This is a genomic window from Pseudomonas sp. LTGT-11-2Z (assembly GCF_003691445.1).
In the GTDB taxonomy this organism is placed as follows: domain Bacteria; phylum Pseudomonadota; class Gammaproteobacteria; order Pseudomonadales; family Pseudomonadaceae; genus Aquipseudomonas; species Aquipseudomonas monteilii.
Genome location: NZ_CP033104.1, coordinates 5,763,434 through 5,789,055, shown reverse-complemented (window position 1 = coordinate 5,789,055; position 25,622 = coordinate 5,763,434). Strand labels below are relative to the sequence as shown.

General features: G+C 63.1%; 24 protein-coding genes. 12 read left to right on the top strand and 12 right to left on the bottom strand.

The window, feature by feature from the left end; genetic code table 11:
- Positions 1–336: 336 nt before the first annotated feature.
- The gene (locus tag D8767_RS27345; protein WP_016714558.1) at positions 337–855 is read left to right on the top strand and encodes a glycine cleavage system protein R; all 519 of its coding nucleotides are present in this window, start codon (positions 337–339) and stop codon (positions 853–855) included.
- A gap of 231 nt (positions 856–1,086) precedes the next feature.
- Here D8767_RS27345 and rarD read toward each other — a convergent pair whose 3' ends face one another.
- From rarD to D8767_RS27325, 4 genes are all read right to left on the bottom strand, one after another.
- A complete protein-coding gene (gene rarD / locus D8767_RS27340) occupies positions 1,087–1,974 on the bottom strand; it encodes an EamA family transporter RarD (RefSeq protein ID WP_016714559.1) in 888 nt (295 codons plus the stop codon).
- A 64-nt stretch (positions 1,975–2,038) separates the two neighbouring features.
- Positions 2,039–3,013 carry a serine/threonine protein kinase gene (locus tag D8767_RS27335; protein ID WP_016714560.1) on the bottom strand — a complete coding sequence of 325 codons (975 nt, stop codon included), beginning with the start codon at positions 3,011–3,013 and terminating at the stop codon, positions 2,039–2,041.
- 102 nt (positions 3,014–3,115) lie between these two features.
- Positions 3,116–3,880: a TOBE domain-containing protein gene (locus tag D8767_RS27330; RefSeq protein WP_016714561.1), complete on the bottom strand. Its 765-nt coding sequence runs from the start codon at positions 3,878–3,880 to the stop codon at positions 3,116–3,118.
- Positions 3,881–3,939: 59 nt separating this feature from the next.
- Complete coding sequence (locus tag D8767_RS27325; protein ID WP_016714562.1) at positions 3,940–4,671, bottom strand: ComF family protein; 732 nt, start codon at positions 4,669–4,671, stop codon at positions 3,940–3,942.
- A gap of 89 nt (positions 4,672–4,760) precedes the next feature.
- On the opposite strand from D8767_RS27325, the gene bioB reads away from it, so the two are divergent.
- The 9 genes from bioB to D8767_RS27280 all read left to right on the top strand — a co-directional run bounded on the left by bioB (position 4,761) and on the right by D8767_RS27280 (position 15,101).
- Positions 4,761–5,819 (top strand): biotin synthase BioB, encoded by a 1,059-nt coding sequence (gene bioB / locus D8767_RS27320; RefSeq protein ID WP_016714563.1) that lies wholly within the window; start codon positions 4,761–4,763, stop codon positions 5,817–5,819.
- Between the two features lies 1 nt (position 5,820).
- Positions 5,821–6,993 carry an 8-amino-7-oxononanoate synthase gene (bioF, locus tag D8767_RS27315; RefSeq protein WP_016714564.1) on the top strand — a complete coding sequence of 391 codons (1,173 nt, stop codon included), beginning with the start codon at positions 5,821–5,823 and terminating at the stop codon, positions 6,991–6,993.
- Positions 6,986–7,717, top strand: a complete 732-nt coding sequence (locus tag D8767_RS27310) for an alpha/beta fold hydrolase (protein ID WP_016714565.1) — start codon at positions 6,986–6,988, stop codon at positions 7,715–7,717. Before bioF ends, D8767_RS27310 begins: the two co-directional genes overlap by 8 nt.
- On the top strand, positions 7,710–8,528 hold the full coding sequence (gene bioC / locus D8767_RS27305) for a malonyl-ACP O-methyltransferase BioC (RefSeq protein ID WP_016714566.1): 819 nt from the start codon (positions 7,710–7,712) through the stop codon (positions 8,526–8,528). Before D8767_RS27310 ends, bioC begins: the two co-directional genes overlap by 8 nt.
- A 10-nt stretch (positions 8,529–8,538) precedes the next feature.
- Positions 8,539–9,219, top strand: coding sequence for a dethiobiotin synthase (gene bioD / locus D8767_RS27300; protein WP_016714567.1), 681 nt, complete (start codon positions 8,539–8,541; stop codon positions 9,217–9,219).
- Positions 9,220–9,365: 146 nt separating this feature from the next.
- A complete protein-coding gene (locus tag D8767_RS27295; RefSeq protein ID WP_016714568.1) occupies positions 9,366–9,662 on the top strand; it encodes a hypothetical protein in 297 nt (98 codons plus the stop codon).
- A gap of 289 nt (positions 9,663–9,951) precedes the next feature.
- A complete protein-coding gene (locus D8767_RS27290) occupies positions 9,952–11,757 on the top strand; it encodes a phenylacyl-CoA dehydrogenase (RefSeq protein WP_016714569.1) in 1,806 nt (601 codons plus the stop codon).
- Positions 11,758–11,914: 157 nt separating this feature from the next.
- Entirely contained in the window at positions 11,915–13,198 is a 1,284-nt protein-coding gene (locus D8767_RS27285) for a diguanylate cyclase (protein ID WP_016714570.1), read from the top strand.
- A 124-nt stretch (positions 13,199–13,322) separates the two neighbouring features.
- A complete protein-coding gene (locus tag D8767_RS27280; RefSeq protein WP_016714571.1) occupies positions 13,323–15,101 on the top strand; it encodes an acyl-CoA dehydrogenase C-terminal domain-containing protein in 1,779 nt (592 codons plus the stop codon).
- Between the two features lie 280 nt (positions 15,102–15,381).
- Here D8767_RS27280 and D8767_RS27275 read toward each other — a convergent pair whose 3' ends face one another.
- Entirely contained in the window at positions 15,382–16,305 is a 924-nt protein-coding gene (locus tag D8767_RS27275) for a LysR family transcriptional regulator (protein ID WP_012270171.1), read from the bottom strand.
- Positions 16,306–16,515: 210 nt separating this feature from the next.
- Here D8767_RS27275 and D8767_RS27270 point away from each other — a divergent pair, with 210 nt between their 5' ends.
- Positions 16,516–17,796 carry an aspartate aminotransferase family protein gene (locus tag D8767_RS27270; RefSeq protein ID WP_016714572.1) on the top strand — a complete coding sequence of 427 codons (1,281 nt, stop codon included), beginning with the start codon at positions 16,516–16,518 and terminating at the stop codon, positions 17,794–17,796.
- 153 nt (positions 17,797–17,949) lie between these two features.
- Complete coding sequence (locus D8767_RS27265; protein WP_009681539.1) at positions 17,950–18,108, top strand: YqaE/Pmp3 family membrane protein; 159 nt, start codon at positions 17,950–17,952, stop codon at positions 18,106–18,108.
- A 33-nt stretch (positions 18,109–18,141) separates the two neighbouring features.
- Here the strand turns inward: D8767_RS27265 and D8767_RS27260 are convergent, their stop codons facing one another.
- The 7 genes from D8767_RS27260 to pqqF all read right to left on the bottom strand — a co-directional run bounded on the left by D8767_RS27260 (position 18,142) and on the right by pqqF (position 25,622).
- Positions 18,142–19,965, bottom strand: a complete 1,824-nt coding sequence (locus D8767_RS27260; RefSeq protein WP_016714573.1) for a S9 family peptidase — start codon at positions 19,963–19,965, stop codon at positions 18,142–18,144.
- Positions 19,931–21,091 carry a pyrroloquinoline quinone biosynthesis protein PqqE gene (pqqE, locus tag D8767_RS27255; protein ID WP_019097152.1) on the bottom strand — a complete coding sequence of 387 codons (1,161 nt, stop codon included), beginning with the start codon at positions 21,089–21,091 and terminating at the stop codon, positions 19,931–19,933. Before pqqE ends, D8767_RS27260 begins: the two co-directional genes overlap by 35 nt.
- Positions 21,063–21,338 carry a pyrroloquinoline quinone biosynthesis peptide chaperone PqqD gene (gene pqqD / locus D8767_RS27250; protein ID WP_003255595.1) on the bottom strand — a complete coding sequence of 92 codons (276 nt, stop codon included), beginning with the start codon at positions 21,336–21,338 and terminating at the stop codon, positions 21,063–21,065. The genes pqqE and pqqD overlap by 29 nt, the downstream gene beginning before the upstream one ends.
- Complete coding sequence (pqqC, locus tag D8767_RS27245) at positions 21,335–22,090, bottom strand: pyrroloquinoline-quinone synthase PqqC (protein WP_003255592.1); 756 nt, start codon at positions 22,088–22,090, stop codon at positions 21,335–21,337. Before pqqC ends, pqqD begins: the two co-directional genes overlap by 4 nt.
- 9 nt (positions 22,091–22,099) lie before the next feature.
- Positions 22,100–23,011: a pyrroloquinoline quinone biosynthesis protein PqqB gene (gene pqqB / locus D8767_RS27240; protein WP_016714575.1), complete on the bottom strand. Its 912-nt coding sequence runs from the start codon at positions 23,009–23,011 to the stop codon at positions 22,100–22,102.
- Between the two features lie 79 nt (positions 23,012–23,090).
- Entirely contained in the window at positions 23,091–23,162 is a 72-nt protein-coding gene (pqqA, locus tag D8767_RS27235) for a pyrroloquinoline quinone precursor peptide PqqA (protein WP_003243383.1), read from the bottom strand.
- Between the two features lie 171 nt (positions 23,163–23,333).
- Positions 23,334–25,622, bottom strand: coding sequence for a pyrroloquinoline quinone biosynthesis protein PqqF (pqqF, locus tag D8767_RS27230; protein ID WP_016714576.1), 2,289 nt, complete (start codon positions 25,620–25,622; stop codon positions 23,334–23,336).

Here is a 25,622-nt window from a genome sequence, read left to right as displayed (position 1 = left end):
CCTTCCAGACTAGCTGGCGGGCAGTGTGCGTATTTTCACAGGCGCCTTGGCAGACATCCAAACGACGTTTTGTAGTCCGCGCCACGGGATACTACATGAAGCAGTAGGCGGGGCAAAATCAGACTAAAAGCGCCGTTATGCGACCCGTTGGTCGCGTATGGTCACGCTGGGAGTGGGTATGTTCGCAAAAAACAGGTGGATTGTTCCAGATAAATCTTGAAACAGTACACGATTGGTTGTGCGGATTGCCCTGCGGCAGGTTGCCGCGCCTTGCCTATACTGAGTCGATCCCCCGATTTTCTGCCGCCCGGCGCGGTCCGACACGAGGAAGGGCTTGTGGATCATCTTGTACTGACGGTAATTGCCCCTGACAAGGCCGGCCAGGTCGAACGTATTGCCCAATGCATCGCCGACCACAGTGGCAACTGGCTGGAAAGCCGCATGTCGCGTATGGCCGGGCAGTTTGCCGGCATCCTGCGGGTGGCGGTGCCGGCTGAAAACTACGATGAGCTGGTGGCGTCGCTGCAGGGGTTGGCCAGTTATGGCATTCGGGTGCTGATTGCCGAGAGCGGGATTGAGCCCTCTTGCACATGGAGACCGATTGCCATGGAGCTGGTGGGTAACGACCGGCCAGGGATCGTGCGCGACATTACTCGTTTGCTGGCCGAGTTGCAGGTGAACGTCGAGCGGTTTTCCACAGAGGTGGGGCCTGCACCGATGAGCAGCGAGCCGCTGTTTCATGCCGATGCGCTGCTGGCGCTGCCGTTGACCTTGCCGCTGGATGTGCTGCAGCAAAAGCTGGAGAGCCTGGCGGATGACTTGATGGTGGAGTTGCACTTGCGGGCCGAGGATTGATTCGAGACTGGCCCTTGCGGTTATCCCGATATCACGGGGAAGGCCCTGTGGATAACCTGGGGGTTCCCCTCTCCAGCCCAGGCGGCGCGTGCCTTACCCAGCTTTGCTCAAAAAACACCCAAAAATCAGCACCTTGTGCACAAAGCACGGGGACCAGGGTGTGGATAACCTTTGGAGATGTCTCTGCAGGCCACGCATCACCTGGCTTGCAGAGATTTGATCGTTTTTTGATCAGCTGCGCTTGCGCAAACTCAGCCAGGCATCGACGCTGTAAATGGCCAAACCCGCCCAGATGAACATGAACGCCACCAGGTTGCTCGACGACAGGTGCTCATCAAACAGCAGCACTGCTTGCAGCAACACCAGTGTGGGTGCCAGGTATTGCAGGAAGCCCAGCGTGGTATACGGCAGGTGCCGCGCCGCAGCGTTGAAGCACACCAACGGTATCAGCGTCACCGGCCCGGCAGCCATCAGCCACAGCGCCTCGCTGCTGGTATAAAACGCCGCTTGGGCACTCATCGCCGCCGGGTGCAGCAGCAGCCAGCCAAGGGCCAGTGGCACCAGCATCCAGGTTTCCACTACCAGGCCCGGCAATGCCGCCACTGGCGCTTGTTTGCGAATCAGCCCATAGAAGCCGAAGCTCAGCGCCAGTACCAGTGACACCCAGGGCAGGCTACCCACTTGCCACACCTGCTGCGCCACGCCCACAGCGGCCATGCCCACCGCCAGCCACTGCAGGCGGCGCAGGCGTTCGCCAAGAATCAGCATGCCCAACAACACATTGATCAGCGGGTTGATGTAGTAGCCCAGGCTGGCTTCGAGCATGCGGCCGTTGTTCACCGACCACACGTACGTCAGCCAGTTACCGGCGATCAGCGCACCGCTCAGGGCCAGGATGCCCAGCCGGCGCGGGTTGTCACGCAGTTCGCGCCACCAGCCGGGGTGCTTCCACACCAGTAGCAGCAGCGAGCCGAACAATGCCGACCAGAGTACCCGGTGGACAATGATCTCCACCGCCGGGACGCTCTGGATCGCCTTGAAGTACAGGGGGAACAGGCCCCAGATGATGTAGGCACTGAGGCCCAGTAGGTACCCGCGACGCGGGTTTGCGGCGTGCATGCAGAATCCTTGCTTAGGTAGCTAAATAAAGCGACGCCTATTGTAGACAGAGGCGGGCGTGCTTCTAGAACAATTTCAGCGGTGCTTCATCCAGTGCCGCCATTTGTTCGCGCAGGGCGAGAATCTGGTCGCCCCAGTAGCGGGGCTGGCCGAACCACGGGAAGCTAGGCGGGAACGCCGGGTCGTCCCAACGCCGTGCCAGCCAGGCGCTGTAGTGCAGCTGGCGCAGGGCGCGCAGGGGTTCGATCAGGGCCAGTTCGCGCGGGTCGAAGTCGTGGAACTCGTTGTAGCCGTCGATCAGCTCGGCCAACTGCCCCAGGCGCTCTTCGCGGCTGCCGGCCAGCATCATCCACAGGTCCTGCACGGCCGGGCCCATGCGGCAGTCGTCCAGGTCGACCACGTGGTACACCTCGTCGCGGTGCATCAGGTTGCCGGGGTGAAGGTCGCCGTGCAGGCGGATGAGTTGGTGGGGCGTGCGGGCGTAGATCTCCTCAACCCGCTTGAGCACGTCGCGGGCCACGGATTCGAACGCTGGCAGCAACTCGCGCGGGACAAAATCGCCTGCCAGCAAGGTGTTGAGCGAGGCGTGGCCAAAGTTGTCCACTGCCAATGCCTCACGGTGTTCGAACGGTTTGCTGGCGCCTACGGCGTGCAGGCGGCCGAGCAGTTGGCCCAGGCGATACAGCTGGTCGAGGTTGCCCGGCTCCGGGGCGTGACCACCGCGGCGGGGGAACAGGGTGAAACGGAAACCCTGGTGTTCGAACAAAGTGCGGCCATCGTGCTGCAGGGGGGCAACCACCGGCACTTCGCAGTCAGCCAGTTCGGCAGTGAAACTGTGTTCTTCGAGGATGGCCGCATCGCTCCAGCGGCCCGGGCGGTAGAACTTGGCGATCAGCGGCTGCGCGTCCTCGATGCCCACCTGATAGACGCGGTTTTCGTAGCTGTTCAGTGCCAGCACCCGTGCATCGCTGAGAAAGCCGATGCTTTCCACGGCGTCCAGGACCAGGTCGGGGGTGAGGGTGTCGAAGGGGTGGGACATGGAGGCTCCGGGGGATAAGCGGCATAGGTCCCATGGTACAGCGTTATACCTGTGGCGGCCTCTTCGCGGTTGAACCCGCGAACCGCGCACAGCGCGGCCAGGCTACGCAGGAACTCCGATCAACACATAAGAGGGATGAAACTGCACCCGCACCGCACTGCCATCCACCACCTGCTGCCCCGCCAGCCAATCCGCTTGCGCAATGGCACACAATGTCTGCCCATTACCCAGCGCCAGTCTGACTTCACTGGGCCCATCAACATCTGTCAGCACTTCCTCAACCGTCGCCCGCAGGCAATTGCTCCCTGCCTCAGCCTCTTCCCCTTCCGCCAGTAACCGTACCCACCCCGCCTTGAGCAACGCCACCACCATCGTCCCCAACGTCAGCTCCAGCCGCGCGGTACTGTCGTGCGTGATCAGCGCATCAATTTCCAGCCCACCGCCCAATGCCAGGCTGACACGGTCATACCGGCCTTCACGGCGCAGGCCGCTGACCTGGCCTTGCAGCTGGTTACGCGCACTGGTGCGCAGCATCAGGCGCCCGAGCAGGTCGAGGTCGCTGGACTCTTCGGCGGCTTCAAGGATTTGCGCCTGCAAGGCCTGCAGCCGCTGATACAGGCGCAGCACCCGCTCGCCCTCCGGCGACAAACGCGCACCGCCACCGCCACGGCCACCGGTGCTGCGCTCCACCAAGGGCTGGCTGGCCAGGTTGTTGAGCTCATCAATGGCATCCCAGGCTGCCTTGTAGCTGATGCTCGCAGCCTTGGCGGCGCGGGTGATCGAGCCTTGCTCGGCAATGTGCTGCAGCAGCGCAATGCGCTGGGGGCGGCGGGCGATGTGCTGGGTAAGCAAAGTAGGCAGCGGCATGAGCATTGAGTCGTTGTAGATGAAGGGCCTGAAGGTAGATTGTGTAGGACTGTGCAGTGTCATGCATACCCCGGCTTGGGCGTGCGCGCCAGGCAATACACATCCACACGCTGCGCGCCGGCTTTGCGCAGCACTTCGGCAATGGTCTGCACGGTGGCACTGGTGGTTACCACATCATCGACAATGGCGACATGCTTGCCTGTCAAATCGCCCGTGACCGCAAACGCCTGACGTAAATTGCGCTGCCGTGCCTTGGCGTCCAGCTGTTGTTGTGCAGGCGTCTCGCGCATGCGCACCAATAACCTCTCGTCGCAAACCAGCCCAAGTTGCGAAGACAACCAACGCCCAAGCATCCCCGCCTGGTTGAACCCTCGTTCGCGCAGTCGACGCCTGGCCAAGGGAACGGGCAACAGCAGGTCAGGGCGGGCTAACCCTTCGGCAAAGCGGTGCAGCAGCCCATGCCCCAGCAATTCAGCCATCAACCGCCCCAAGGGCCACTGCCGGTTGTGCTTGAAGCGGCTGACCAGCGTATCGACCGGAAAGCCGAATTGCCAAAGCGCAAACACCTGGTCGAAGGCCGGCAGGTGGCGACAGCACTGGGCGCAGGTCAGGCCCGCCATGGGCAGCGGCAGGGCGCAGCGCAGACAATGATCGCCTAGCCAAGGTAATTCCTGCTCGCAGGCAATACACAGGGGGTAGGCCTGCTCGGCAGGTTCATCACACAATAAACACGATTGATTAATAAATGAGCACTTGTAAACCAGTGTTTTCCAGTATGGTTGACAGTTCATAGGCCTTCCATGAGTATGCGAGCTATCCGTGATGCGCTGGCGGGCTTTCCTGTCCCGGCGCCAGCTACAGCCTAAACAAGGAAACGCCGATGAGCGCCAGCACAACTGCAACAACACGTCACGACTGGTCCCTGGCCGAGGTCAAGGCGCTGTTCCAGCAACCGTTCAATGACCTGCTGTTCCAGGCGCAGACCGTGCACCGGGCGCATTTCGACCCGAACCGCGTGCAGGTTTCGACCCTGCTGTCGATCAAGACCGGCGCCTGCCCGGAAGACTGCAAATATTGTCCGCAGTCCGGCCACTACAACACCGGGCTGGAAAAACAGAAGCTGATGGAAGTGCAGAAGGTGCTGGAAGAGGCCGCGCGCGCCAAAGCCATCGGCTCCACCCGTTTCTGCATGGGCGCGGCGTGGAAGCACCCGTCGGCCAAAGACATGCCCTATGTGCTGGAGATGGTCAAAGGCGTGAAGGCCATGGGCCTGGAAACCTGCATGACCCTCGGCAAACTCGACCAAGAGCAAACCGTGGCCTTGGCCCAGGCGGGCCTGGACTACTACAACCACAACCTCGACACCTCGCCGGAGTTCTACGGCAGCATCATCACCACCCGCACCTACAGCGAGCGCCTGCAAACCCTGGCCTACGTGCGTGATGCCGGCATGAAGATCTGCTCTGGCGGCATCCTGGGCATGGGGGAGTCGCTGGACGACCGCGCGGGCCTGCTGATCCAGTTGGCCAACCTGCCCGAGCACCCGGAGTCGGTGCCGATCAACATGCTGGTCAAGGTGGCCGGCACGCCGCTGGCCGAGGAAGAGGATGTGGACCCGTTCGACTTCATCCGCATGCTGGCCGTGGCCCGCTTGCTGATGCCCAAGTCGCACGTGCGCCTGTCCGCCGGCCGCGAGCAAATGAACGAGCAGATGCAGGCCTTGGCCTTCATGGCTGGCGCCAACTCGATCTTCTACGGCGAAAAACTGCTGACCACCGCCAACCCGCAGGCCGACAAGGACATGCAGCTGTTCGCGCGCCTGGGTATCAAGCCCGAAGCGCGTGAAGAGCACGCCGACGAAGTGCACCAGGCGGCCATCGAGCAGGCGTTGGTCGAACAGCGCAGCAGCGAGATGTTCTACAACGCTGCATCGGCCTGACATGGCCTTCGACCTGGCGGCGCGCCTGGCCGAACGGCGCGCCGCAGACCTGTATCGGCAGCGGCCACTGCTGGAAAGCCCGCAGGGGCCGGAAGTGGTGGTCGACGGGCAGCGCTTGCTGGCCTTCTGCAGCAATGACTACCTGGGCCTGGCCAACCACCCTGAAGTGATCGCCGCCTGGCAGACCGGCGCCGAGCGCTGGGGTGTGGGCGGTGGCGCTTCGCACCTGGTGGTCGGCCACAGCACGCCGCACCATCAGGTTGAAGAGGCGTTGGCCGAACTGACCGGGCGCCCGCGTGCGCTGCTGTTCTCCACCGGCTACATGGCCAACCTGGGTGCTATCACCGCATTGGTGGGGCAGGGCGATACCGTGCTGCAGGACCGCTTGAATCACGCGTCCTTGTTGGATGGCGGGTTGCTCAGTGGCGCCCGCTTCAACCGCTACCTGCACAACGAACCGGCCAGCCTGGCCAGCCGCCTGGACAAGGCCGTCGGCAATACCCTGGTGGTGACCGATGGCGTGTTCAGCATGGACGGCGACCTGGCCGACTTGCCGGCACTGGCCGATGTCGCCCGGGCGCGTGGTGCCTGGCTCATGGTCGACGATGCCCATGGTCTGGGTATCTTGGGTACGCAGGGTGGCGGTATCGTCGAGCACTTTGGCCTGGGCGTGGAGGACGTGCCGGTACTGATAGGCACGCTGGGTAAGGCCTGCGGTACTGCCGGTGCCTTTGTTGCCGGCAGCGAAGAGCTGATCGAGGCGCTGGTGCAATTCGCCCGCCCCTACATCTACACCACCAGCCAGCCACCGGCACTTGCCTGTGCCACGCTCAAGAGCCTGGAGTTGCTGCGCCGCGAGACTTGGCGGCGTGAGCATCTGACTGCGTTGATTCGCCAGTTCCGCGAAGGCGCGCAGCAGATCGGGCTGCAACTGATGGACAGCCCAACGCCGATCCAGCCCATCGTGATCGGCGACAGCGCACAGGCCCTGCGCCTGTCGCGCATGCTGCGCGAGCGCGGCTTGCTGGTGACGGCCATCCGCCCACCCACCGTGCCGGCAGGCAGTGCGCGCCTGCGGGTGACCCTGAGCGCCGCGCACAGCGAAGCGCAGGTGCAGCTATTGTTGAATGCATTGGCCGAGTGTTATCCACAGTTGGAGAACGCTGATGCGTAATCGCCTTGTACTGCTGCCCGGCTGGAGCCTGGGCACTGCTTCCCTGCATCCGCTGGCAGCCAGCCTGCGCGCCCAGGACGCCCGCCTGCAGGTGGAGTTGATGCCCTTGCCGGAATTGGCCGACAGCGATGTTCAGGCCTGGGTCGACCACCTGGATCGCAAGCTGCCGAACGACGTGTGGCTGGGCGGCTGGTCGCTGGGCGGCATGCTGGCCAGCGCCTTGGCACACAAGCGCGGTGACCACTGCTGTGGCCTACTGACCTTGGCCAGCAACCCCAGCTTCGTGGCCCGCCCGGACTGGCCCCATGGCATGGCCGAAGACACCTTCGGCACCTTCCTCGATGGCTGCCGCAGCCATACCCAGGTCACGCTCAAGCGCTTCCGCACGCTGTGCAGCGATGGCGCCCAGCAACCGCGCACGTTGCTGCGGCAACTGGGTGTCGGCGTGCCGGATACCGACCCGCTGTACCTGGCCACAGGCCTTGAAGTGCTGGCCAAGCTTGATACCCGTGAAGCCCTGCAGGCCTATGCCGGCCCGCAGTTGCACCTGTTTGCCGGTAGCGATGCACTGGTGCCGGCAGAGGCGGCAAAAGCGTTGAGCGAGTTGTTGCCCGATGTGGAAGTGGGCCTGGTCGAAGACAGTTCCCACGCATTCCTGCTGGAGTACCCGCAGGAGCTGGCGGCGGGCATCAAGAGTTTCCTGCATGAGAGTGGCGATGACTGACCTTTCCCGTCCGACTTTACCCGGCGCGCTGCCCGATAAACGCCAGGTGGCCGCTTCGTTCTCCCGGGCTGCCGCCAGCTACGACAGCGTGGCGGCCTTGCAGCGCGCTGTAGGTTTAAGCCTGCTTGAGCAGTTGCCGACTGGCCTGCAGCCGTCGCGCTGGCTGGACCTGGGCAGCGGCACGGGCCATTTCAGCCGTATCCTGGCGCAGCGTTTTACCCTGGCCAGCGGCGTGGCGGTGGATATCGCCGAAGGCATGCTGCGCCATGCCCGTCATGAACAGGGTGGGGCGCAGTATCACGTGGCAGGTGATGCCGAGCGTTTGCCGCTGCGTGACGGCAGTGTCGACCTGGTGTTTTCCAGCCTGGCCGTGCAGTGGTGCGACCAGTTCGCCAGCGTGCTGGCAGAGGCGTCGCGTGTGTTGCGTCCTGGTGGTGTGTTGGCCTTCAGTAGCCTGTGCGTGGGCACCCTCGACGAACTGCGAGCCAGTTGGCAGGCAGTGGATGGCCTGGTGCATGTGAACCGCTTCCGCCGTTTTGAGGATTATCAACGCCTGTGTGCTGGCAGCGGGTTGGAACCGCTTGAATTGCAGCGTTGCCCGCACGTGCTGCACTACCCGGATGTACGAAGCCTGACCCATGAACTCAAGGCGTTGGGGGCACACAACCTGAACCCCGGGCGACCTTCCGGGCTTACCGGTCGGGCGCGCATGCAGGGCCTGTTGCACGCCTATGAGGCATTTCGCCAGCCTGCGGGGCTGCCAGCCACCTATCAAGTGGTCTATGGTGTGTTGCGCAAGCCACACGCGTAAGGGGAGCACGATGAGCCAGGCCTATTTCATCGCCGGTACCGATACCGATGTCGGCAAGACCACCATCGCCGCCGGGCTGTTGCATGCGGCGCGGTTGCAGGGCATGAGCACGCTGGGCGCCAAGCCGGTGGCCTCGGGCTGCACGATGACGCCGAAAGGGTTGCGCAATAGTGATGCCCTGGCGCTGATCGATGAAAGTACGATCAAGTTGCCGTATGAGCAGGTCAACCCGTTCGCCTTCGAGCCGGCGATTGCCCCGCATGTCGCGGCGCGCGAGGCGGGGGTGACGCTGGCCGTGCCGGCGCTGTTGGCAGCGATGCGCAATGTGCTGCAACAAAATGCCGATTTCACGTTGGTTGAAGGTGCGGGTGGCTGGCGTGTGCCGTTGTCGGGGTTGGAGAACCTTTCGGACCTTGCCGTTGCCCTTAAATTGCCAGTGATACTGGTTGTGGGCGTTCGCTTGGGTTGTATCAGCCATGCCTTGCTTAGCGCCGAGGCGATCGAGCGTGACGGGCTGCAGTTGGCCGGGTGGGTGGCGAACATCATCGAGCCGCGTACTTCGCGGCTGGAAGAAAACCTCGCCAGCCTTGCCGAGCGCCTGCCGGCGCCTTGCCTTGGGCGGGTACCTAAACTGAAGCAGGCCAGTGCCGATATGGTGGCTGAACACCTGCAACTGGATCTTCTGGATTAGTGGTTTCCTGGCCTGGCCGTTTCGCGGGCAGGAATACCCAAGGCCTATCAGATGGCATCGGGCCATTAGGGATTTAAACGGGCCTTTTTACGGCAGGCCTGCTTTAATTGAACCTGTTCGTCATCCAGCGTCAATGGAGTCCTGACATGGAAATCACCGGTAGCTCCGCCTACTACGCGGGCCTGAGCGCAATCCAGACCGGCCAGAACCGCGTCGATCAGGCCGCCGGCCAGATCGCCAACACCACCGCCGAACGTACCGCCACCAGCCAGTCCAGCGATTTTCAGGCTGAGCGTTTGCGCGCGGTCGACCGCAGCCAGCAGATGGACCTGGCCACCAGCACCGTGCAGATGGCCCTGGGCAAAATCGAAGTCGAGCTTGGCGCAAAGGTGGCCAAGGCATCCGACGAAATGCTCGGCCGGATTATCGACACTTACGCCTGATTCTCGGCGCACTCGTCAGCATTATCACCAACCCCTGTGGGAGCGGGTTTACCCGCGAATGCGTCAGCCCAGACAAGATCATTTTCTGGGCGGGCCTATTCGCGGGTAAACCCGCTCCCACAAGGGCTTTTGTCGTGTCGTGGCATATTTGCCATTTTTCGTGGCGTAAATGGCACCATAGTCCATCCTTGACAGAACGCGGTGCTAAACGTAAGTTTCAAACAACTGTTTGATAAGACGGCCGCCAAGAGCTGGTCACCCCACAGAACTGACTCAGAGGTTCATCGCAATGCCTGATTACAAAGCCCCCTTGCGTGATATCCGCTTCGTTCGCGACGAGCTGCTTGGCTATGAGGCGCACTATCAGAGCCTGCCGGGCTGCCAGGACGCCACGCCTGACATGGTCGACGCGATCCTCGAAGAAGGCGCGAAGTTCTGTGAGCAGGTGCTGTCGCCGCTGAACCGTGTGGGTGACCAGGAAGGCTGCACCTGGAGCGAATCGGGCGTTAAAACCCCGACAGGCTTCAAGGCAGCCTACCAACAGTTCGTCGAAGGCGGCTGGCCGAGCCTGGCCCATGACGTCGAGCACGGCGGCCAGGGCCTGCCAGAGTCGCTGGGCCTGGCCCTGAGTGAAATGGTCGGTGGTTCGAACTGGTCGTGGGGCATGTACCCAGGCCTGTCCCATGGTGCGATGAACACCATCTCTGCGCACGGCACCCCCGAGCAGCAGCACACTTACCTGACCAAGCTGGTGTCCGGCGAGTGGACCGGCACCATGTGCCTGACCGAGCCACACTGCGGCACCGACCTGGGCATGCTGCGCACCAAGGCCGAGCCACAGGCTGACGGCAGCTACAAGGTGTCGGGTACCAAGATCTTCATTTCGGCCGGTGAACATGACATGGCCGACAATATCGTCCATATCGTCCTGGCCCGCCTGCCGGACGCACCGGCTGGTACCAAGGGTATTTCGCTGTTCATCGTGCCGAAGTTCCTGCCTAACGCCGAGGGCGGTGTGGGTGAGCGCAACGGCGTGAGCTGCGGCTCCATCGAACACAAAATGGGCATCCACGGTAACGCTACCTGCGTGATGAACTTCGATGCGGCCACCGGTTACCTGATCGGCCCGGCCAACAAAGGCCTGAACTGCATGTTCACCTTCATGAACACCGCTCGCCTGGGGACCGCGCTGCAAGGCCTGGCCCACGCCGAAGTGGCGTTCCAGGGTGGCCTGAAGTACGCCCGTGAGCGCCTGCAGATGCGTTCCCTGACTGGCCCGAAAGCGCCTGACAAGGCTGCTGACCCGATCATCGTCCATCCGGACGTGCGCCGCATGCTGCTGACCATGAAGGCCTTCGCCGAAGGCAACCGCGCGATGGTGTACTTCACGGCCAAGCAGGTGGACATCGTCAAGTACAGCCAGGACGAAGAAGAGCGCAAGAAGGCCGATGCCCTGCTGGCGTTCCTGACCCCGATTGCCAAGGCGTTCATGACCGAAGTCGGCTTCGAGGCCGCCAACCATGGCGTGCAGATCTACGGCGGCCACGGCTTCATCGCCGAGTGGGGCATGGAGCAGAACGTACGCGACAGCCGTATCTCCATGCTGTACGAAGGCACCACCGGCATTCAGGCGCTGGACCTGCTCGGCCGTAAAGTGCTGATGACCCAGGGCGAAGCACTGAAGGGCTTCACCAAGATCGTGCACAAGTTCTGCCAGGCGCAGGAAGGTAACGAAGCGGTCAAGGAGTTCGTCGAGCCGCTGGCGGCAATCAACAAAGAGTGGGGCGAGCTGACCATGAAAGTGGGCATGGCCGCCATGAAGGACCGCGAAGAGGTGGGTGCGGCCTCGGTCGATTACCTGATGTATTCCGGCTATGCCTGCCTGGCCTACTTCTGGGCCGACATCGCCCGCCTGGCGGCCGAAAAACTGGCAGCCGGCACCAGCGAAGAGGCGTTCTACACCGCCAAGCTGCAAACGGCGCGTTTCTACTTCCAGCGCATCCTGCCGCGCACCCGTACCCATGTGGCGACCATGCTGTCGGGTGCCAACAACCTGATGGCGATGGACGAAGAAAACTTCGGCCTGTCGTACTGATCCTACCGCTGTACACGGAACCCGCCTGCCCTCACCGGCAGGCGGGTTTTTCGCATCTGGGGCCAATTGACCCAACGGCAAATTCAACTGTTCATGTGCACTGCCGATGAACTAAGGGCACAATGCCACTATTGATCTGCCGGGTTGGAGATTACCCTTGTTTCGTCTTAATGCTGTTCGCGCAAGCCACTTCCTGCCTTCGCTGTTCTTGTTGCTGGCAGGGCTCGCCGCAGCCTATGTGAGAGACCTCAGCGTCTTTTTCACATCGCTGTTCAATGTCTTGCCTACTTTGGTTCTGCTGCTGGGCGGCGCCTACTGCGCCGTGTACCGCCGGCAACGTGAGCTGTTCCTGATGCTTACGGTGTACATCGCCTACTTTCTGCTCGACACCCAGACCGACTTCTACCGTGACCATGGCCGCGTGCGCGAGGACGCGGCGGTGATCTTCCACCTGGTGTGCCTGTTGCTGCCCGCGCTGTTCGGCTTGTATGGCGCCTGGCAGGAACGTACCCACTTGCTGCAGGACCTGGTTGCCCGCGGCGCTGTGCTGTTTGCCGTGGGCAGCGTGGCGGTGGCCCTCGAACAAAGCTACCCCGAAGCCCTGTTGAGCTGGTTGGCGGAAATCCGCTGGCCAGCCTTGCATGGCCAGTGGATGAGCCTGATCCAGATGGTTTACCCACTGTTCCTCGTTGTGTTCATCCTGCTGGTAGTGCAATACCTGCGTGCCCCCAGGCCGCTGCATGCTGCGCAGTTGACCGGCCTGCTGGGCATTTTCTGGATGCTGCCGCAAACGTTCATCCTGCCGTTCACCCTTAACATCATGTGCAGCCAAGTGATGTTGATGATCGCCGCAGCGGTAGCGCACGAGGCCTACCAGATGGCCTTCCGCGACGAGCTGACCGGTCTGCCGGGGCGCCGTGCGCTGAACGAGCGCATGCAGCGCCTGGGGCGCAACTATGTGATCGCCATGACCGACGTGGACCACTTCAAGAAATTCAACGATACCCATGGCCACGACGTGGGTGACCAGGTGTTGCGCCTGGTGGCCAGCCGTTTGTCCAAGGTGACCGGCGGCGGCCGGGCCTACCGATATGGCGGCGAGGAGTTCGCTCTGGTGTTCGCGGGCAAGACAGCCGAGGAGTGCGTGCCCCACGTGGAAGCGGTGCGTGAGGTAATCGCCAACTATGTGATGCACCTGCGCGATCAGCACAACCGCCCGCAGGACGATACGGCCGGGCGCCAGCGCCGGGCGGGCAGCAGTGGCGGCACGGTGTCGGTCACCATCAGTATCGGCGTGGCCGAGCGCCAGGCCGATCATCGCAACCCCGAGGCGGTGCTGAAATCCGCCGACCAGGCGCTTTATAGCGCCAAAGGCGCGGGGCGTAATTGTGTCATGGTGCATGGGCAACAATCGCAGCGCGGAGCTGTACGCACGGCGTGACCATGCAATACTGTATGGTCAGTTGATGACCCTATGTCTCGTAAAAGTTGTTCGGTTACACTGCCAGTAACCCCTGTGTCGCGGTTCCCCGAGACCGCCCCGACCCGACTAGTGAGAGGTTGTCATGGCTGACTATAAAGCGCCCCTGCGCGACATGCGCTTCGTACTGAATGAAGTCTTCAACGTGGCTGAGCAGTGGGCGCAATTGCCCGGGCTGGCTGACGTTGTCGATGCCGACACCGCTCTGGCCGTGCTGGAGGAAGCCGGCAAGGTCACCGCCAAGTCCATCGCGCCGCTCAGCCGTGCCGCAGATGAAGAAGGTTGCCACTGGGACAACGGCGCTGTGCGCACCCCCGCCGGTTTCATCGAGGCCTACAACACCTACGCCGAAGGCGGTTGGGTCGGCGTGGGCGGCGACCCGCTGTTCGGCGGCATGGGCATGCCCAAGGCCATCTCGGCCCAGGTCGAGGAAATGGTCAACGCCTCCAGCCTGGCCTTTGGCTTGTACCCGATGCTGACCGCCGGTGCCTGCCTTTCGATCAATGCCCACGCCAGTGAAGCGCTGAAGGAAAAGTACCTGCCGAACATGTATGCCGGCGTATGGGCCGGTTCCATGTGCCTGACCGAGCCGCACGCCGGTACCGACCTGGGCATCATCCGTACCAAGGCCGAGCCTCAGGCCGATGGTAGCTACAAGGTCAGCGGTACCAAGATCTTCATCACCGGTGGCGAGCACGACCTGACCGAGAACATCATCCACCTGGTGCTGGCCAAGCTGCCGGACGCACCGGCGGGGCCGAAGGGCATTTCGCTGTTCCTGGTGCCCAAGTTCCTGGTCAACGAAGATGGCAGCCTCGGTGCACGCAACCCGGCCACTTGCGGTTCGATCGAACACAAGATGGGCATTCAGGCCTCGGCTACCTGTGTGATGAACTTCGACGAAGCAGTCGGCTATATCGTCGGTGAGCCGAACAAGGGCCTGGCGGCCATGTTCACCATGATGAACTACGAGCGCTTGGGTGTTGGTATCCAGGGCCTGGCCTCGGCCGAGCGCTCCTACCAGAACGCCGTGGAATACGCCCGCGACCGCCTGCAGAGCCGTGCCCCGACTGGCCCGCAGGCCAAGGACAAGGCCGCCGACCCGATCATCGTCCACCCGGACGTGCGCCGCATGCTGCTGACCATGAAAGCGCTGATCGAGGGCGGCCGCGCCTTCTCCACCTACGTAGCCATGCAACTGGACAGTGCCAAGTACAGCGAAGATGCCAGTGTGCGCAAACGCAGCGAAGAGCTGGTGGCGCTGCTCACGCCGGTGGCCAAGGCCTTCCTCACCGACCTGGGGCTGGAGTGCGCGGTGCATGGCCAGCAGGTGTTCGGCGGGCATGGCTACATTCGCGAATGGGGGCAGGAGCAGTTGGTGCGTGATGTGCGCATCACACAGATCTACGAAGGCACCAACGGCATCCAGGCCCTCGACCTGATGGGGCGCAAGGTGGTGGCCAGCGGTGGCGCGTACTACCGGTTGTTCTCCGACGAGATCCGCCAGTTCACTGCCAGCGCAGGTGGCGAGCTGGACGAATTTGCCAAGCCGTTGGCGGCCAGCCTCGACCAGCTCGACGGGCTGACTGAGTGGGTGCTGGAAAAGGCCAAGGGCAACCCGAATGAAATCGGCGCGGCTTCGGTCGAGTACCTGCATGCGTTTGGTTATGTGGCCTACGGCTATATGTGGGCACTGATGGCACGGGCGGCCAAGGCGGGTGAGGGCGACGAGGCGTTCTACTTGGGCAAGCTGGGTACGGCGCGGTTCTACTTTGCGCGGTTGCTGCCACGGGTGGATTCGCTGGTGGCGTCGGTGAAGGCGGGCAGTGAATCGCTGTACCTGCTGGATGCCGAGCAGTTCTGACGTATTTAGGGGCCGCTCGGCGGCCCCGATTTTCGGTATGTCTGGGAATGAATCCCCTTTGTAAGCTTTTTCCTACACGACGTGGTGACTTTTCGCCACTGTTCTCAGATTGGATCCACGGTTAATCTTTAACACATGGACGTTGCGCAGGAAGCGCAAAGGACAGATCAAGGAAGACGACGAAGGACCACCTGCCAGGATGGCGGGGCGATACGGATGTCACAGGGAAACAGTCTGGAAAACCCCGCTTCGGCGGGGTTTTCTTTGTGTGCGTGTTTTTTCAGGCCAGCACATCCAGCGGTGATGCGCCCAACAGGCGGGCATCCGTCTCTTCTTCCAGCAGCGTGCGCAGTAGCTCCACAGAGGCCTGCTGGCGCTGGGCATCGCGGAACACCAGGCCAACCTTCAGCGGCACCCGTGGCTCGCTCAATGGCTTCCACAACAGCCCCTGATCATCTTCGGCGGCCTCCTTGGCCCGCCCGGGCAGGATGGTTGCCAGCGCCGTGTGCGCCAGGCTGTCGAGAATCCCCGCCATGTTGTTCATCTCTGCCTGAACCTGCGGTCGACGGCCCTGGCTGGCCAGTTGCGCCTGCCAGATCTGACGGATCTGGAATTCTTCGCCCAGCATCAGCATGGGCAATTCGGCAGCCTGGCGGATAGACACCTTCTTGAAGTCCTTTAGCGGGTGAGTATCGGGGATGACCAGTTGCAGCTCGTCTTCATACAGCAGCAGGCCATGTAACCCGGGCTGGCGCGGTGGCAGGTAGCTGATGCCGATGTCCAGGCTGCCATTGAGCAGGCGCCGTTCGATCTCCAGCCCCGACAACTCGTAGATCTGCACGACAAGGTGCGGCTGTGCCTTGCGTAGCCGTTCGAGCAGCTGTGGCACCAGGCTCGGTCGCACGGTCTGCAGCACGCCGATGGCCAGGGTGCGTAACGACTGGCCCTTGAAGTTGCGCATGGCTTCGTGGGCGCGCTGTAGGCCGTCAAGCAAGGGCAAGGCATGGTTGTACAGGGTATGGGCAGCCAAGGTGGGCAACAGGCGCTTGTTGCTGCGCTCGAACAGGCTCAAATCAAGGCTGTGCTCCAGTTGCCGGATCTGCTGGGAGAGAGCCGGCTGGGACAGCGACAGGCGTTCTGCAGCGCGGCCCACGTGGCCTTCTTCATACACCGCGACGAAATAACGCAGTTGGCGGAAATCCATAAGTAACACTTATCGAAAATGCTGGAAAAACGAAATGGTCGAAAACCCTCGCGAAGCCTAGTCTATCGCCGTATTCCAGCGGGTTACAGCGATGAATCGTTCGATTGTTACCCCGGATGAAAAACACTTTTGATAGGCAAGGCAAAATATCGAGTGGCGGCACCAAGACCGCACCGTTGCCGCCCCTTACCGTGATTGGTTGGAGCCCTGATGAACCTGTTCAACCTGCGCCGCTCGGCCCCTGTCGCTGCCGCCGAGCCCAAGCGTGCGCCGGTGATCGTGCCGCAAGCCGATGAGCTGTCGCGTGATCGCCTGATGCCCAGCGCCGAGCGCGCAGCGCAGGTGTTCGTGCGCGGTCAAGGCTCCTGGTTGTGGGACAGTGAAGGGCATGCCTACCTGGACTTCACCCAAGGCGGCGCGGTCAACAGCCTGGGCCACAGCCCGAGTGTGCTGGTGAAAGCGCTGGGTAACCAGGCCCAGGCGTTGATCAACCCGGGCTCGGGCTTCCATAGTCGTGGCTTGCTGGGGTTGGTGAACCGCTTGTGTCAGAGCACTGGCAGCGACCAGGCCTACCTGCTCAACAGTGGTGCCGAGGCCTGCGAAGGCGCGATCAAGCTGGCGCGCAAGTGGGGCCAGCTGCACCGCAACGGCGCCTATCACATCATCACGGCCAGCCAGGCCTGTCACGGCCGCAGCCTGGGTGCGCTGTCGGCGTCCGACCCGCTGCCATGCAACCGCTGCGAGCCTGGGCTGCCGGGGTTCAGCAAGGTGCCGTTCAATGACCTGGCGGCACTGCACGCCGAGGTGGATTCACGCACCGTGGCGATCATGCTGGAGCCGATCCAGGGCGAGGCGGGCGTGATTCCGGCAACCCAGGAATACCTCAAGGGTGTGGAAACGCTCTGCCGCGAACTGGGCATCCTGCTGATCCTCGATGAGGTGCAGACCGGTATTGGCCGCTGTGGTGCGCTGCTGGCCGAGGAAACCTACGGCGTGCGTGCCGACATCATTACCCTGGGCAAGGGCTTGGGCGGTGGGGTGCCACTGGCCGCCTTGCTGGCTCGGGGCACGGCGTGCTGCGCCGAGCCTGGCGAACTGGAAGGCAGCCACCACGGCAATGCGCTGATGTGCGCCGCCGGCCTGGCAGTGCTGGACACCGTGCTGGAGCCTGGCTTTTTCACGCATGTGCAGGACAACGGCCGTCACCTGCGTGAAGGCCTGAGCCGGCTGGCCGGGCGCTATGGCCAGGGCGAAGTGCGTGGGCAAGGCCTGCTGTGGGCGCTGCAACTCAAAGAAAACCTGGCCCGTGAACTGGTGGCTGCCGCGCTGCACGAAGGCCTGCTGCTCAACGCGCCACAAGCGGATGTGGTGCGCTTTTCACCTGCGCTGACCGTGAGCAAGGGCAACATCGACGAAATGCTGCTGCGCCTGGCACGCGCTTTTGCCCGCCTTCATGCCCAGCAGCAGGCCCGCCGCGAAGTGCCGGCCTGACTGTGTAGCAACACTGAGAATTCAACGAACCGTCTGGCGTTCCTGCGCATCGCCCCTGGCCTGTTTCATTCGGCCCGGGGCGTTTTTTTTTGCCTGTGGAACCTCTGCGTAGAGCGGCTAGTCTGTGAGATAACCCCTTCAGGAGAGACTCGCATGGACTTTATTCGCATCATCATCGCCATCATCCTGCCGCCGCTGGGCGTGTTCTTGCAGGTGGGGTTTGGCGGGGCGTTCTGGCTGAATATTCTGCTGACCTTGCTGGGCTACATTCCGGGGATCGTGCATGCGGTGTACATCATCGCCAAACGGTGAGGTTTTCCGGGGCCGGCAAGCGGCCCCGGAAGTTCAACCTTTCAACACCCGGCAATAGAACTTCCACTCTTCTTCCAACGCATGCGCCAGGTTCTCTGCCTTGCGGAACCCATGCCGTTCCCCCGCATAGAAGTGCCCCTCAGCCTCGATCCCGTTAGCCTGCAACGCCGCCAGCATCGACCGCGTCTGTTCCGGCACCACCACCGCGTCCAGCTCACCCTGGAAGAAAATCACCGGCACCTTGATCTGCCCCGCATGCAGCAGCGGCGTGCGCTGGCGGTAGCGCTCGGCATCCTGTTGCGGATCGCCGATCAGCCAGTCCAGATAATCGCCCTCAAACTTGTGCGTGGCCCGGCCCAGGGCAACCGGGTCGCTGACCCCGTACAGGCTGGCACCGGCGCGGAACACGTCGTGGAAGGCCAAGGCACAGAGGGTGGTGTAGCCACCCGCGCTGCCGCCACGGATGAACGCCTTACGTTTGTCGACCAGGCCCTGAGCCGCCAGGTACTCGACCGCCGCACAGGCATCGGCCACATCGCTTTCGCCCCAGCGCAGGTGCAATGCCTGGCGGTATTCCCGGCCATAGCCGGTGCTGCCCCGGTAGTTCAGGTCGGCCACGGCAAAGCCGCGCTGGGTCCAGTACTGGATGCGAGGCTCGAGCACCGGATAACAGGCCGAGGTCGGCCCGCCGTGGATGAACACCACCAGCGGCGTCGCGCCTTGCGAGTGCGCTGCCGGGTAGAAGAATCCGTGGGCCCGCTCGCCGTCACTGCCATAGTGAATCGACTGCGGCAGGCTGATTTGCCCTGCCGGCAGTATCTCGGCCCCCCCGGCAAGCACACGTACTTCGTGGTTACTGCGGTCGATGGCAATCACTGCAGGCGGGCTGATGGGCGAGGCGGCAATGGCATAAAGGTGATCGCTGTCCATGGCCAGGCTGCGAAAGCGCGTGTAGCCACTGGCGAAACGCTCCATGCGTCCATCGGTGTTACGCAGCCCCAGTTGCCCGAAGCCGTCTTTGAACCAACTCGCCAGATAGCTTTGCGGCCCCAGTGCCAACCAGGTACAGGTACCCAATTGCCAGGGCGCAGCAGCATGGTCCGCAGTCTCGGCAGGCAACGCCTGCCAGTGGCCATCGACCTCGCCCCAGGGCTGCCAGAAGCCACTGCGGTCGGACAGGCCGTAGAGCCGGCCTTCGGCATCGAAACGCGGTTGTTGCAGCGATTCATCATCGCTTGCCACGCATTGCACGGGGCCCCAGTGGCCACTGCTGTCGCGTGCGCGGCACATCAATCGGGTGATAGTCCAGGGCTGTGCCGGCCGGTCCCATTCGATCCATGCCAGGCGCATGCCATCTGCACTCACTGTGGGTGAGGCGTAAAAATCGGCGCCCTCGGCGAGCACCACCCGGTCGCTCTCACTCAACGCGACAAGCCGATGCTCCACCTGCTCGGCATGGCGTTCCTCGACGGCCAGCACCTGGCCATCGTGCCACTGCACATCGCCGTAGCGGCAGCTGGCATCCTGGGTCAGCGCACGCGGTTGCGAATCGTCCAGCGGCTGGGTGTAGACCTGCTGGTCCTTTTCGTTGACGAACACCAGCCCGTCGCCACCCAGGCAGAAGCTACCACCGCCGTACTCGTAGACCCGGCTGCGCACGCTGAAGCCATCCGGCGTCAGGCAGCGGGCCTGGTGGTACAGCCAGTGCCAGATACGGCAAGCACCATCGGCCGGGCGAAACTCGATCCAGAACAGCCCGTCGGCACTGGCTTTGAGTTCGGCGAAGTCGGTGCCGGCGGCAACGGCCTGGGCCGCGCTGAATTCAGCCACGGGCGATGACACGGGAGTTTCGTTCATTGCGGAAGGTCATTTGTTCAATGGCGAGCTGGGCGCTTTCCGCCTCCTCGCGGGCCTTCAGGATGATGCGGTGGTCGGCCGACTTGGCACACACCGGGTCGGCGTTGCTGGCATCGCCGGTCAGCATGAAGGCCTGGCAGCGACAGCCGCCGAAGTCCTTTTCTTTTTCGTCACAGGAGCGGCACGGTTCGCGCATCCACTCGTAACCACGGAAGCGGTTGAAGCCAAACGACTCATACCAGATATGGTGCAGGTCGTGGTCGCGTACATTGGGGAACTGCACCGGCAGCTGGCGGGCGCCGTGGCAGGGCAGCGCGGTGCCGTCCGGGGTAATGGTGAGGAACAGGTTGCCCCAGCCATTCATACAGGCCTTGGGACGCTCTTCGTAGTAGTCCGGGGTGACGAAGATCAGCTTGCACGGGTTGCCCTCGGCCTTGAGCTTGTCCCGGTATTCGTTGGTGATGCGCTCGGCCCGCTCAAGCTGCGCACGGGTCGGCAGCAGGCCCAGGCGGTTGAGGTGCGCCCAACCGTAGAACTGGCAGGTGGCAAGCTCGACGAAGTCTGCTTCCAGGGCGATGCACAGCTCGATGATGCGGTCGATCTTGTCGATGTTGTGCCGATGGGTAACGAAGTTGAGCACCATCGGGTAGCCGTGGGCCTTCACGGCGCGGGCCATCTCCAGCTTTTGCGCAAAGGCCTTCTTCGAACCGGCCAGCAGGTTGTTCACCTGCTCGTCGCTGGCCTGGAAGCTGATCTGGATATGGTCCAGGCCGGCCTTCTTGAAGTCAGCGATACGCGCTTCGGTCAGGCCAATGCCCGAAGTGATCAGGTTGGTGTAGTAACCCAGCCGGCGGGCTTCGCCGATCAGTTCGGCCAGGTCCTGGCGCACCAGCGGTTCACCGCCGGAAAAGCCGATTTGCGCCGCGCCCATCTCCCGCGCTTCGGCCATGACCTTGAACCACTGCTCGGTGCTCAGCTCCTGGCCCTGGGCGGCAAAGTCCAGCGGGTTGGAGCAGTACGGGCATTGTAGCGGGCAGCGGTAGGTGAGCTCGGCCAGCAGCCACAGCGGCAGGCCGACCTGGGGCGTGGGCGGCAACTCAGGCGAGGACGATCCAGTGTTCGGCACGGGCCACCTCCATGAACTGCTCGATGTCGTCGGCCACTTCCGGGACATCGGGGAATTGCTGTTCGAGTTCGCTGATGATGGCGGCCACGTCACGTTGGCCGTCGATCAAGCCGCCAATCAGGCTGGCGCTGTCGTTGAGCTTGATCATGCCTTCGGGGTACAGCAGCACATGGCCTTTCTGCGCCGGTTCGTACTGGAAGCGGTAGCCGGGGCGCCAGTTCGGCACCTGATTGCGGTCGAAACTCATAGGGTGATCCCCTTGTGCCACACCCGTTCCTGGGTGACGGAATGATAGGGCGGGCGGTTCAGCTCGTAGGCCATGCTCATGGCGTCGAGCATGCTCCAGAGGATATCCAGCTTGAACTGCAGGATCTCCAGCATACGCTCCTGGCCCGCGCGGGTGGTGTAGTGCTGCAGGGTAATCGCCAGGCCGTGCTCTACGTCACGACGAGCCTGGCCCAGGCGGGTGCGGAAGTATTCGTAGCCGGCCGGGTCGATCCACGGGTAGTGCTGTGGCCAGCTGTCCAGGCGCGACTGGTGGATTTGCGGGGCGAACAACTCGGTCAGCGAGCTGCTGGCCGCTTCCTGCCAGCTGGCGCGGCGGGCGAAGTTGACATAGGCATCGACGGCAAAACGTACGCCGGGCAGTACCAGCTCTTGCGAACGCAGCTGGTCCGGGTCCAGGCCGACAGCCTGGCCCAGGCGCAACCAGGCTTCGATGCCGCCGTCCTCGCCGGGCGCGCCGTCGTGGTCGAGCAGGCGCTGGATCCACTCGCGACGTACTTCGCGGTCCGGGCAGTTGGCCAGGATCGCGGCATCCTTCATCGGGATGTTGACCTGGTAATAGAAGCGGTTGGCTACCCAACCCTGGATCTGCTCACGGGTGGCGCGGCCCTGGTACATCGCCACGTGGTACGGGTGATGAATGTGGTAATAGGCGCCCTTGGCGCGCAGGGCCTGCTCGAATTCGGCAGGGGACATTGGCAATGCGTCGCTCATCAGGGCTCCTTACAACTCAATGCTCATTCCGTCGAAGGCAACTTCGACACCGCGGCGCTGGACTTCGGCGCGCTCCGGGGAGTCTTCATCGAGGATCGGGTTTGTGTTGTTGATGTGAATAAGCACTTTGCGCTGACGCGGGAAAGCGTCCAGCACTTCGAGCATGCCGCCCGGGCCGTTCTGCGCCAGGTGGCCCATTTCGCGCCCCGTGCGAGTGCCCACGCCACGACGTTGCATCTCATCGTCTTCCCACAGCGTGCCGTCGACCAGCAGGCAGTCGGCGCCGTGCATCATCGCCAGCAGCTTGTCGTCCACCTGGCCCAGGCCTGGGGCGTAGAACAGCTTGCCGCCGGTGCGGGTGTCTTCGACCAGCAGGCCCAGGTTGTCGCCCGGGTGCGGGTCGAAGCGGTGCGGCGAATAAGGCGGTGCGGCGCTGCGTAGGGGGAATGGGGTGAACTTGAGGTTTGGGCAGGCCTCGATAACGAAGCTACCTTCCAGCTCGATGCAGTTCCACTGCAGGCCACCGTTCCAGTGGCTGAGCATGTTGAACAACGGGAAGCCGGTGGTGAGGTCCTGGTGGACCATGTCGGTGCACCACACCTGGTGCGGGCAGCCTTCACGCAGGCTGAGCAGGCCGGTGGTGTGGTCGATCTGGCTGTCCAGCAGCACGATGGCGTTGATGCCGGTGTCGCGCAGGGCCCGGGCTGGCTGCATCGGCGCGAAGGCCTGGAGCTGGGCGCGGATGTCGGGCGAGGCATTGCACAGCACCCAGTGTACGCCGTCGTCGGACAGGGCGATGGACGACTGGGTGCGCGCGGTGGCCCGCAGGGTGCCGTCACGAAAACCCTTGCAGTTGATGCAGTTGCAGTTCCACTGCGGGAACCCGCCACCGGCGGCGGAGCCGAGAACCTGGATGTACATGGCCACTCTCTATGCAGAAAACCGGATCGGAAAAACGAAAACGCCCCGGCAGGCCGAGGCGTGGAACCCTAAGCCGGGCTTAGCGGTTAGCGAAGTACATGGTGACTTCGAAGCCGATACGCAGATCAGTGTATGCAGGTTTGGTCCACATGGGATTACTCCTTCCGGATGGGTTTGGGGTTGCTCAGTTACTACTTGGGTACCACCGCGCAAAGGCGGTTCCCGGAACTGGGATTGCGCTATCTTACAAGAAAAATTTGTACTGGAAGGTTAATTATTCGAAAAGTGCCGTTGCATTTTGCGTAACAATCACGGGCCTGGATCACTTCCACGTAGGGGTTGGCGCGGCAGCGTTGGCCAAACACAACCAGGAGGCGTCCGCATCGAGCAGGTTACCCAGCAGGTGGTCCAGATCCGTCTGCCGCGTGTTCAGAATAGCCCTGCGCAACGTATCCAGCCTATCGGGTTGTGTAGCCAGGTGTGTCTGCCACGCCCATTCGGCGACATCGGCGTTGGCCATGGCCGGTTCATCGAATTGACTGGCCAGGGCTTGTTGGGTGCCTGGGTCAAGGGTGACACCCTTGTTGAGTAGCGTGAGCAGGTGGTCGAGGATCTGTGCCTGCTGGGTATGAGGCGATTGCACCCCGAACAGCAGGCCGCCGACCCCCTCTATCTGACGAAAGGTACTGAATACCGCATAGCCGAGTTGCAGCTCCACCCGTAGCCGCTGGTAAACCGGCCCTTGCAGCAGTTGCGCGAGCAGGCGGCCGCTGGCTTCGCTGGCGGCAGGTAGCGGGCAGAACAGCAGCATGGCGTGTTCGCTGCCCGGTACTTCGGCATGCTGCCAACGGCGGTTGGCCCAAGTGGGCAACGGGCTTGGCAGCGAGCCGTGCCCCGGGCAGTGCTGCAGCGCAGTGCCCAGGGCGTTCAGGGCTGAATCGTCGAAGCCTGCGGCCAGGCCGTGCCAGCGTGTGTGCTGCCACAGCTTGTCGAGTTGCTGCTGCTCCAGCGTGCAGGCAGGGCCAGTTGGGGGCGGGGTGCCGAGCACCGCGTCGGGCAGTTGCTTGAGCAAGGCCCTGATGGGGATCAGTGCAACTGGTGGCGTTGTGCAAGGCAACCAGCATCTGGCCGGGGGGGTGACGATCAACGCCAAGGCCTGCGTCACTGCCCGCAGCACCGCTGCCGGTAGCCCGGCGCAGCGCAACTGCCAGTATTCCCCGGCAGCCGTGAATTGCAGTTGTACCGAGGCGCGTTCACAACGCTCCTGCAGTGGCGCCAGGGCCTGTTCGAGCACACCCTGCAAACGTTGGCGCAACGGTGAGGGTACGTGCCAGCGCAGGTAGAGCGCTGCGTATTGGCGGGCACCAGGGAGCTGCTCACTGACCCTCAGCGCTGCCGGTAGCGGTATGGCATTGGCCTGGGGCAGATCAGCCATCAGCAAGGGGTCGACCAAGGGCATGTGCCATTGGCCATACACGTTGCATGGCAGGCCTTGCAGCACGGCTTGAAGGGCCTGCAAACCGTGCGCATCCAACTGGGCAAACGGCTGCCCCGTGCTGTCACGCCGGGCCAGTTCAAGTGCACTGGCGCTGCGTTCGCGGCTGTGCTGCAACAGGCCGAATTCGCGGTTCAACAGCTCAAGGTCGGCCTGGCGGATGAAGCTGAACCAGCCGTGTAACAGGGCGCGGGCTTCGTCTGGGCAGGCGTCGGCGCTGAGCTTGAGGTCGAGGTGCCACAGCAGCTGGCCGGCAAAGGCATACAATGTTTCGGCCTTGAAACGTTGCAGCCAGCCACGCTCGCGAAGTGCACCCAGCCAGGTACCCGGGCGGCTGTCGCCGAGGCAGGCGATCAGCAGCTCCAGCGCTTGCTCGGCAGCTGCCGGGAGGTTCTCGTGAGTGAAGGCCAGTGGTGTAGTCGTTGCCGACAATGGCGGCGGTTCGATTTGCGGCACATGCTTGCCTGTGGCGAACAGCGTCGCATGCTGTCGGCCAAGTTGCTCCAGCTCATCCAGTGGCTGCGGCCCGCACAGGCTCAAGACGATCTGGCCGCCCTGGTAGAAGCGTTGGTGGAAGCCCGTAAGTGCTTGCTGAAAGGCAGGGGCCTGCAGGGCCAGGGTATACCGGTTGCCGGCATGAAATGCGCCCAGCGGATGGCCTTGCGACACCGACTGCAACAAGGCGAATTGCTGCTGGGCCTGCGGGTTGCGTGACCAGGCAATGAACTCGGCGTGGATCACTTCACGCTCGCGGCGTTGGCGCTCGATGCCCAGATCCGGTTCGGCCAGCATCTGGCAGAGGCGCTCAAGGCCCCCGGCCAACGCATTGGGCGGGACTTCGAAGAAAAAGTCGGTGGTGCGTTCCCGGGTGCTGGCGTTGACCTGGCCGCCCAGGGTCTGCACGTAACGCATCAGGCCGTCGTCCAGCGCAAAGCGTGGGGTGCCGAGGAAGAACAGGTGTTCGAGGAAGTGGGCCAGGCCCGGCCATTTGCCCGGTGCGTCGTGGCTGCCCGCATGCACCCGCAGTGCGGCGGCCGAACGTTTCAGGCGCGGGGCGTGGCGCAGGGTGAGCTGCAGGCCGTTGGCGAGGGTGAGGTGGCGGATGGCGTCAGGCAT

Excerpts from the sequence above, each read along its gene's own strand:
- pqqC (WP_003255592.1), bottom strand. The coding sequence starts at position 22,090 with ATGAGCGACGCATTGCCAATGTCCCCTGCCGAATTCGAGCAGGCCCTG.
- bioF (WP_016714564.1), top strand. The coding sequence starts at position 5,821 with ATGGCCTTCGACCTGGCGGCGCGCCTGGCCGAACGGCGCGCCGCAGAC.
- pqqB (WP_016714575.1), bottom strand. The coding sequence starts at position 23,011 with ATGTACATCCAGGTTCTCGGCTCCGCCGCCGGTGGCGGGTTCCCGCAG.
- bioB (WP_016714563.1), top strand. The coding sequence starts at position 4,761 with ATGAGCGCCAGCACAACTGCAACAACACGTCACGACTGGTCCCTGGCC.
- D8767_RS27260 (WP_016714573.1), bottom strand. The coding sequence starts at position 19,965 with ATGAACGAAACTCCCGTGTCATCGCCCGTGGCTGAATTCAGCGCGGCC.
- D8767_RS27265 (WP_009681539.1), top strand. The coding sequence starts at position 17,950 with ATGGACTTTATTCGCATCATCATCGCCATCATCCTGCCGCCGCTGGGC.
- rarD (WP_016714559.1), bottom strand. The coding sequence starts at position 1,974 with ATGCACGCCGCAAACCCGCGTCGCGGGTACCTACTGGGCCTCAGTGCC.
- D8767_RS27295 (WP_016714568.1), top strand. The coding sequence starts at position 9,366 with ATGGAAATCACCGGTAGCTCCGCCTACTACGCGGGCCTGAGCGCAATC.
- D8767_RS27280 (WP_016714571.1), top strand. The coding sequence starts at position 13,323 with ATGGCTGACTATAAAGCGCCCCTGCGCGACATGCGCTTCGTACTGAAT.
- D8767_RS27290 (WP_016714569.1), top strand. The coding sequence starts at position 9,952 with ATGCCTGATTACAAAGCCCCCTTGCGTGATATCCGCTTCGTTCGCGAC.
- D8767_RS27325 (WP_016714562.1), bottom strand. The coding sequence starts at position 4,671 with ATGAACTGTCAACCATACTGGAAAACACTGGTTTACAAGTGCTCATTT.
- D8767_RS27330 (WP_016714561.1), bottom strand. The coding sequence starts at position 3,880 with ATGCCGCTGCCTACTTTGCTTACCCAGCACATCGCCCGCCGCCCCCAG.
- D8767_RS27310 (WP_016714565.1), top strand. The coding sequence starts at position 6,986 with ATGCGTAATCGCCTTGTACTGCTGCCCGGCTGGAGCCTGGGCACTGCT.
- pqqD (WP_003255595.1), bottom strand. The coding sequence starts at position 21,338 with ATGAGTTTCGACCGCAATCAGGTGCCGAACTGGCGCCCCGGCTACCGC.
- bioD (WP_016714567.1), top strand. The coding sequence starts at position 8,539 with ATGAGCCAGGCCTATTTCATCGCCGGTACCGATACCGATGTCGGCAAG.
- D8767_RS27275 (WP_012270171.1), bottom strand. The coding sequence starts at position 16,305 with ATGGATTTCCGCCAACTGCGTTATTTCGTCGCGGTGTATGAAGAAGGC.
- bioC (WP_016714566.1), top strand. The coding sequence starts at position 7,710 with ATGACTGACCTTTCCCGTCCGACTTTACCCGGCGCGCTGCCCGATAAA.
- D8767_RS27335 (WP_016714560.1), bottom strand. The coding sequence starts at position 3,013 with ATGTCCCACCCCTTCGACACCCTCACCCCCGACCTGGTCCTGGACGCC.
- pqqF (WP_016714576.1), bottom strand. The coding sequence starts at position 25,622 with ATGCCTGACGCCATCCGCCACCTCACCCTCGCCAACGGCCTGCAGCTC.
- D8767_RS27270 (WP_016714572.1), top strand. The coding sequence starts at position 16,516 with ATGAACCTGTTCAACCTGCGCCGCTCGGCCCCTGTCGCTGCCGCCGAG.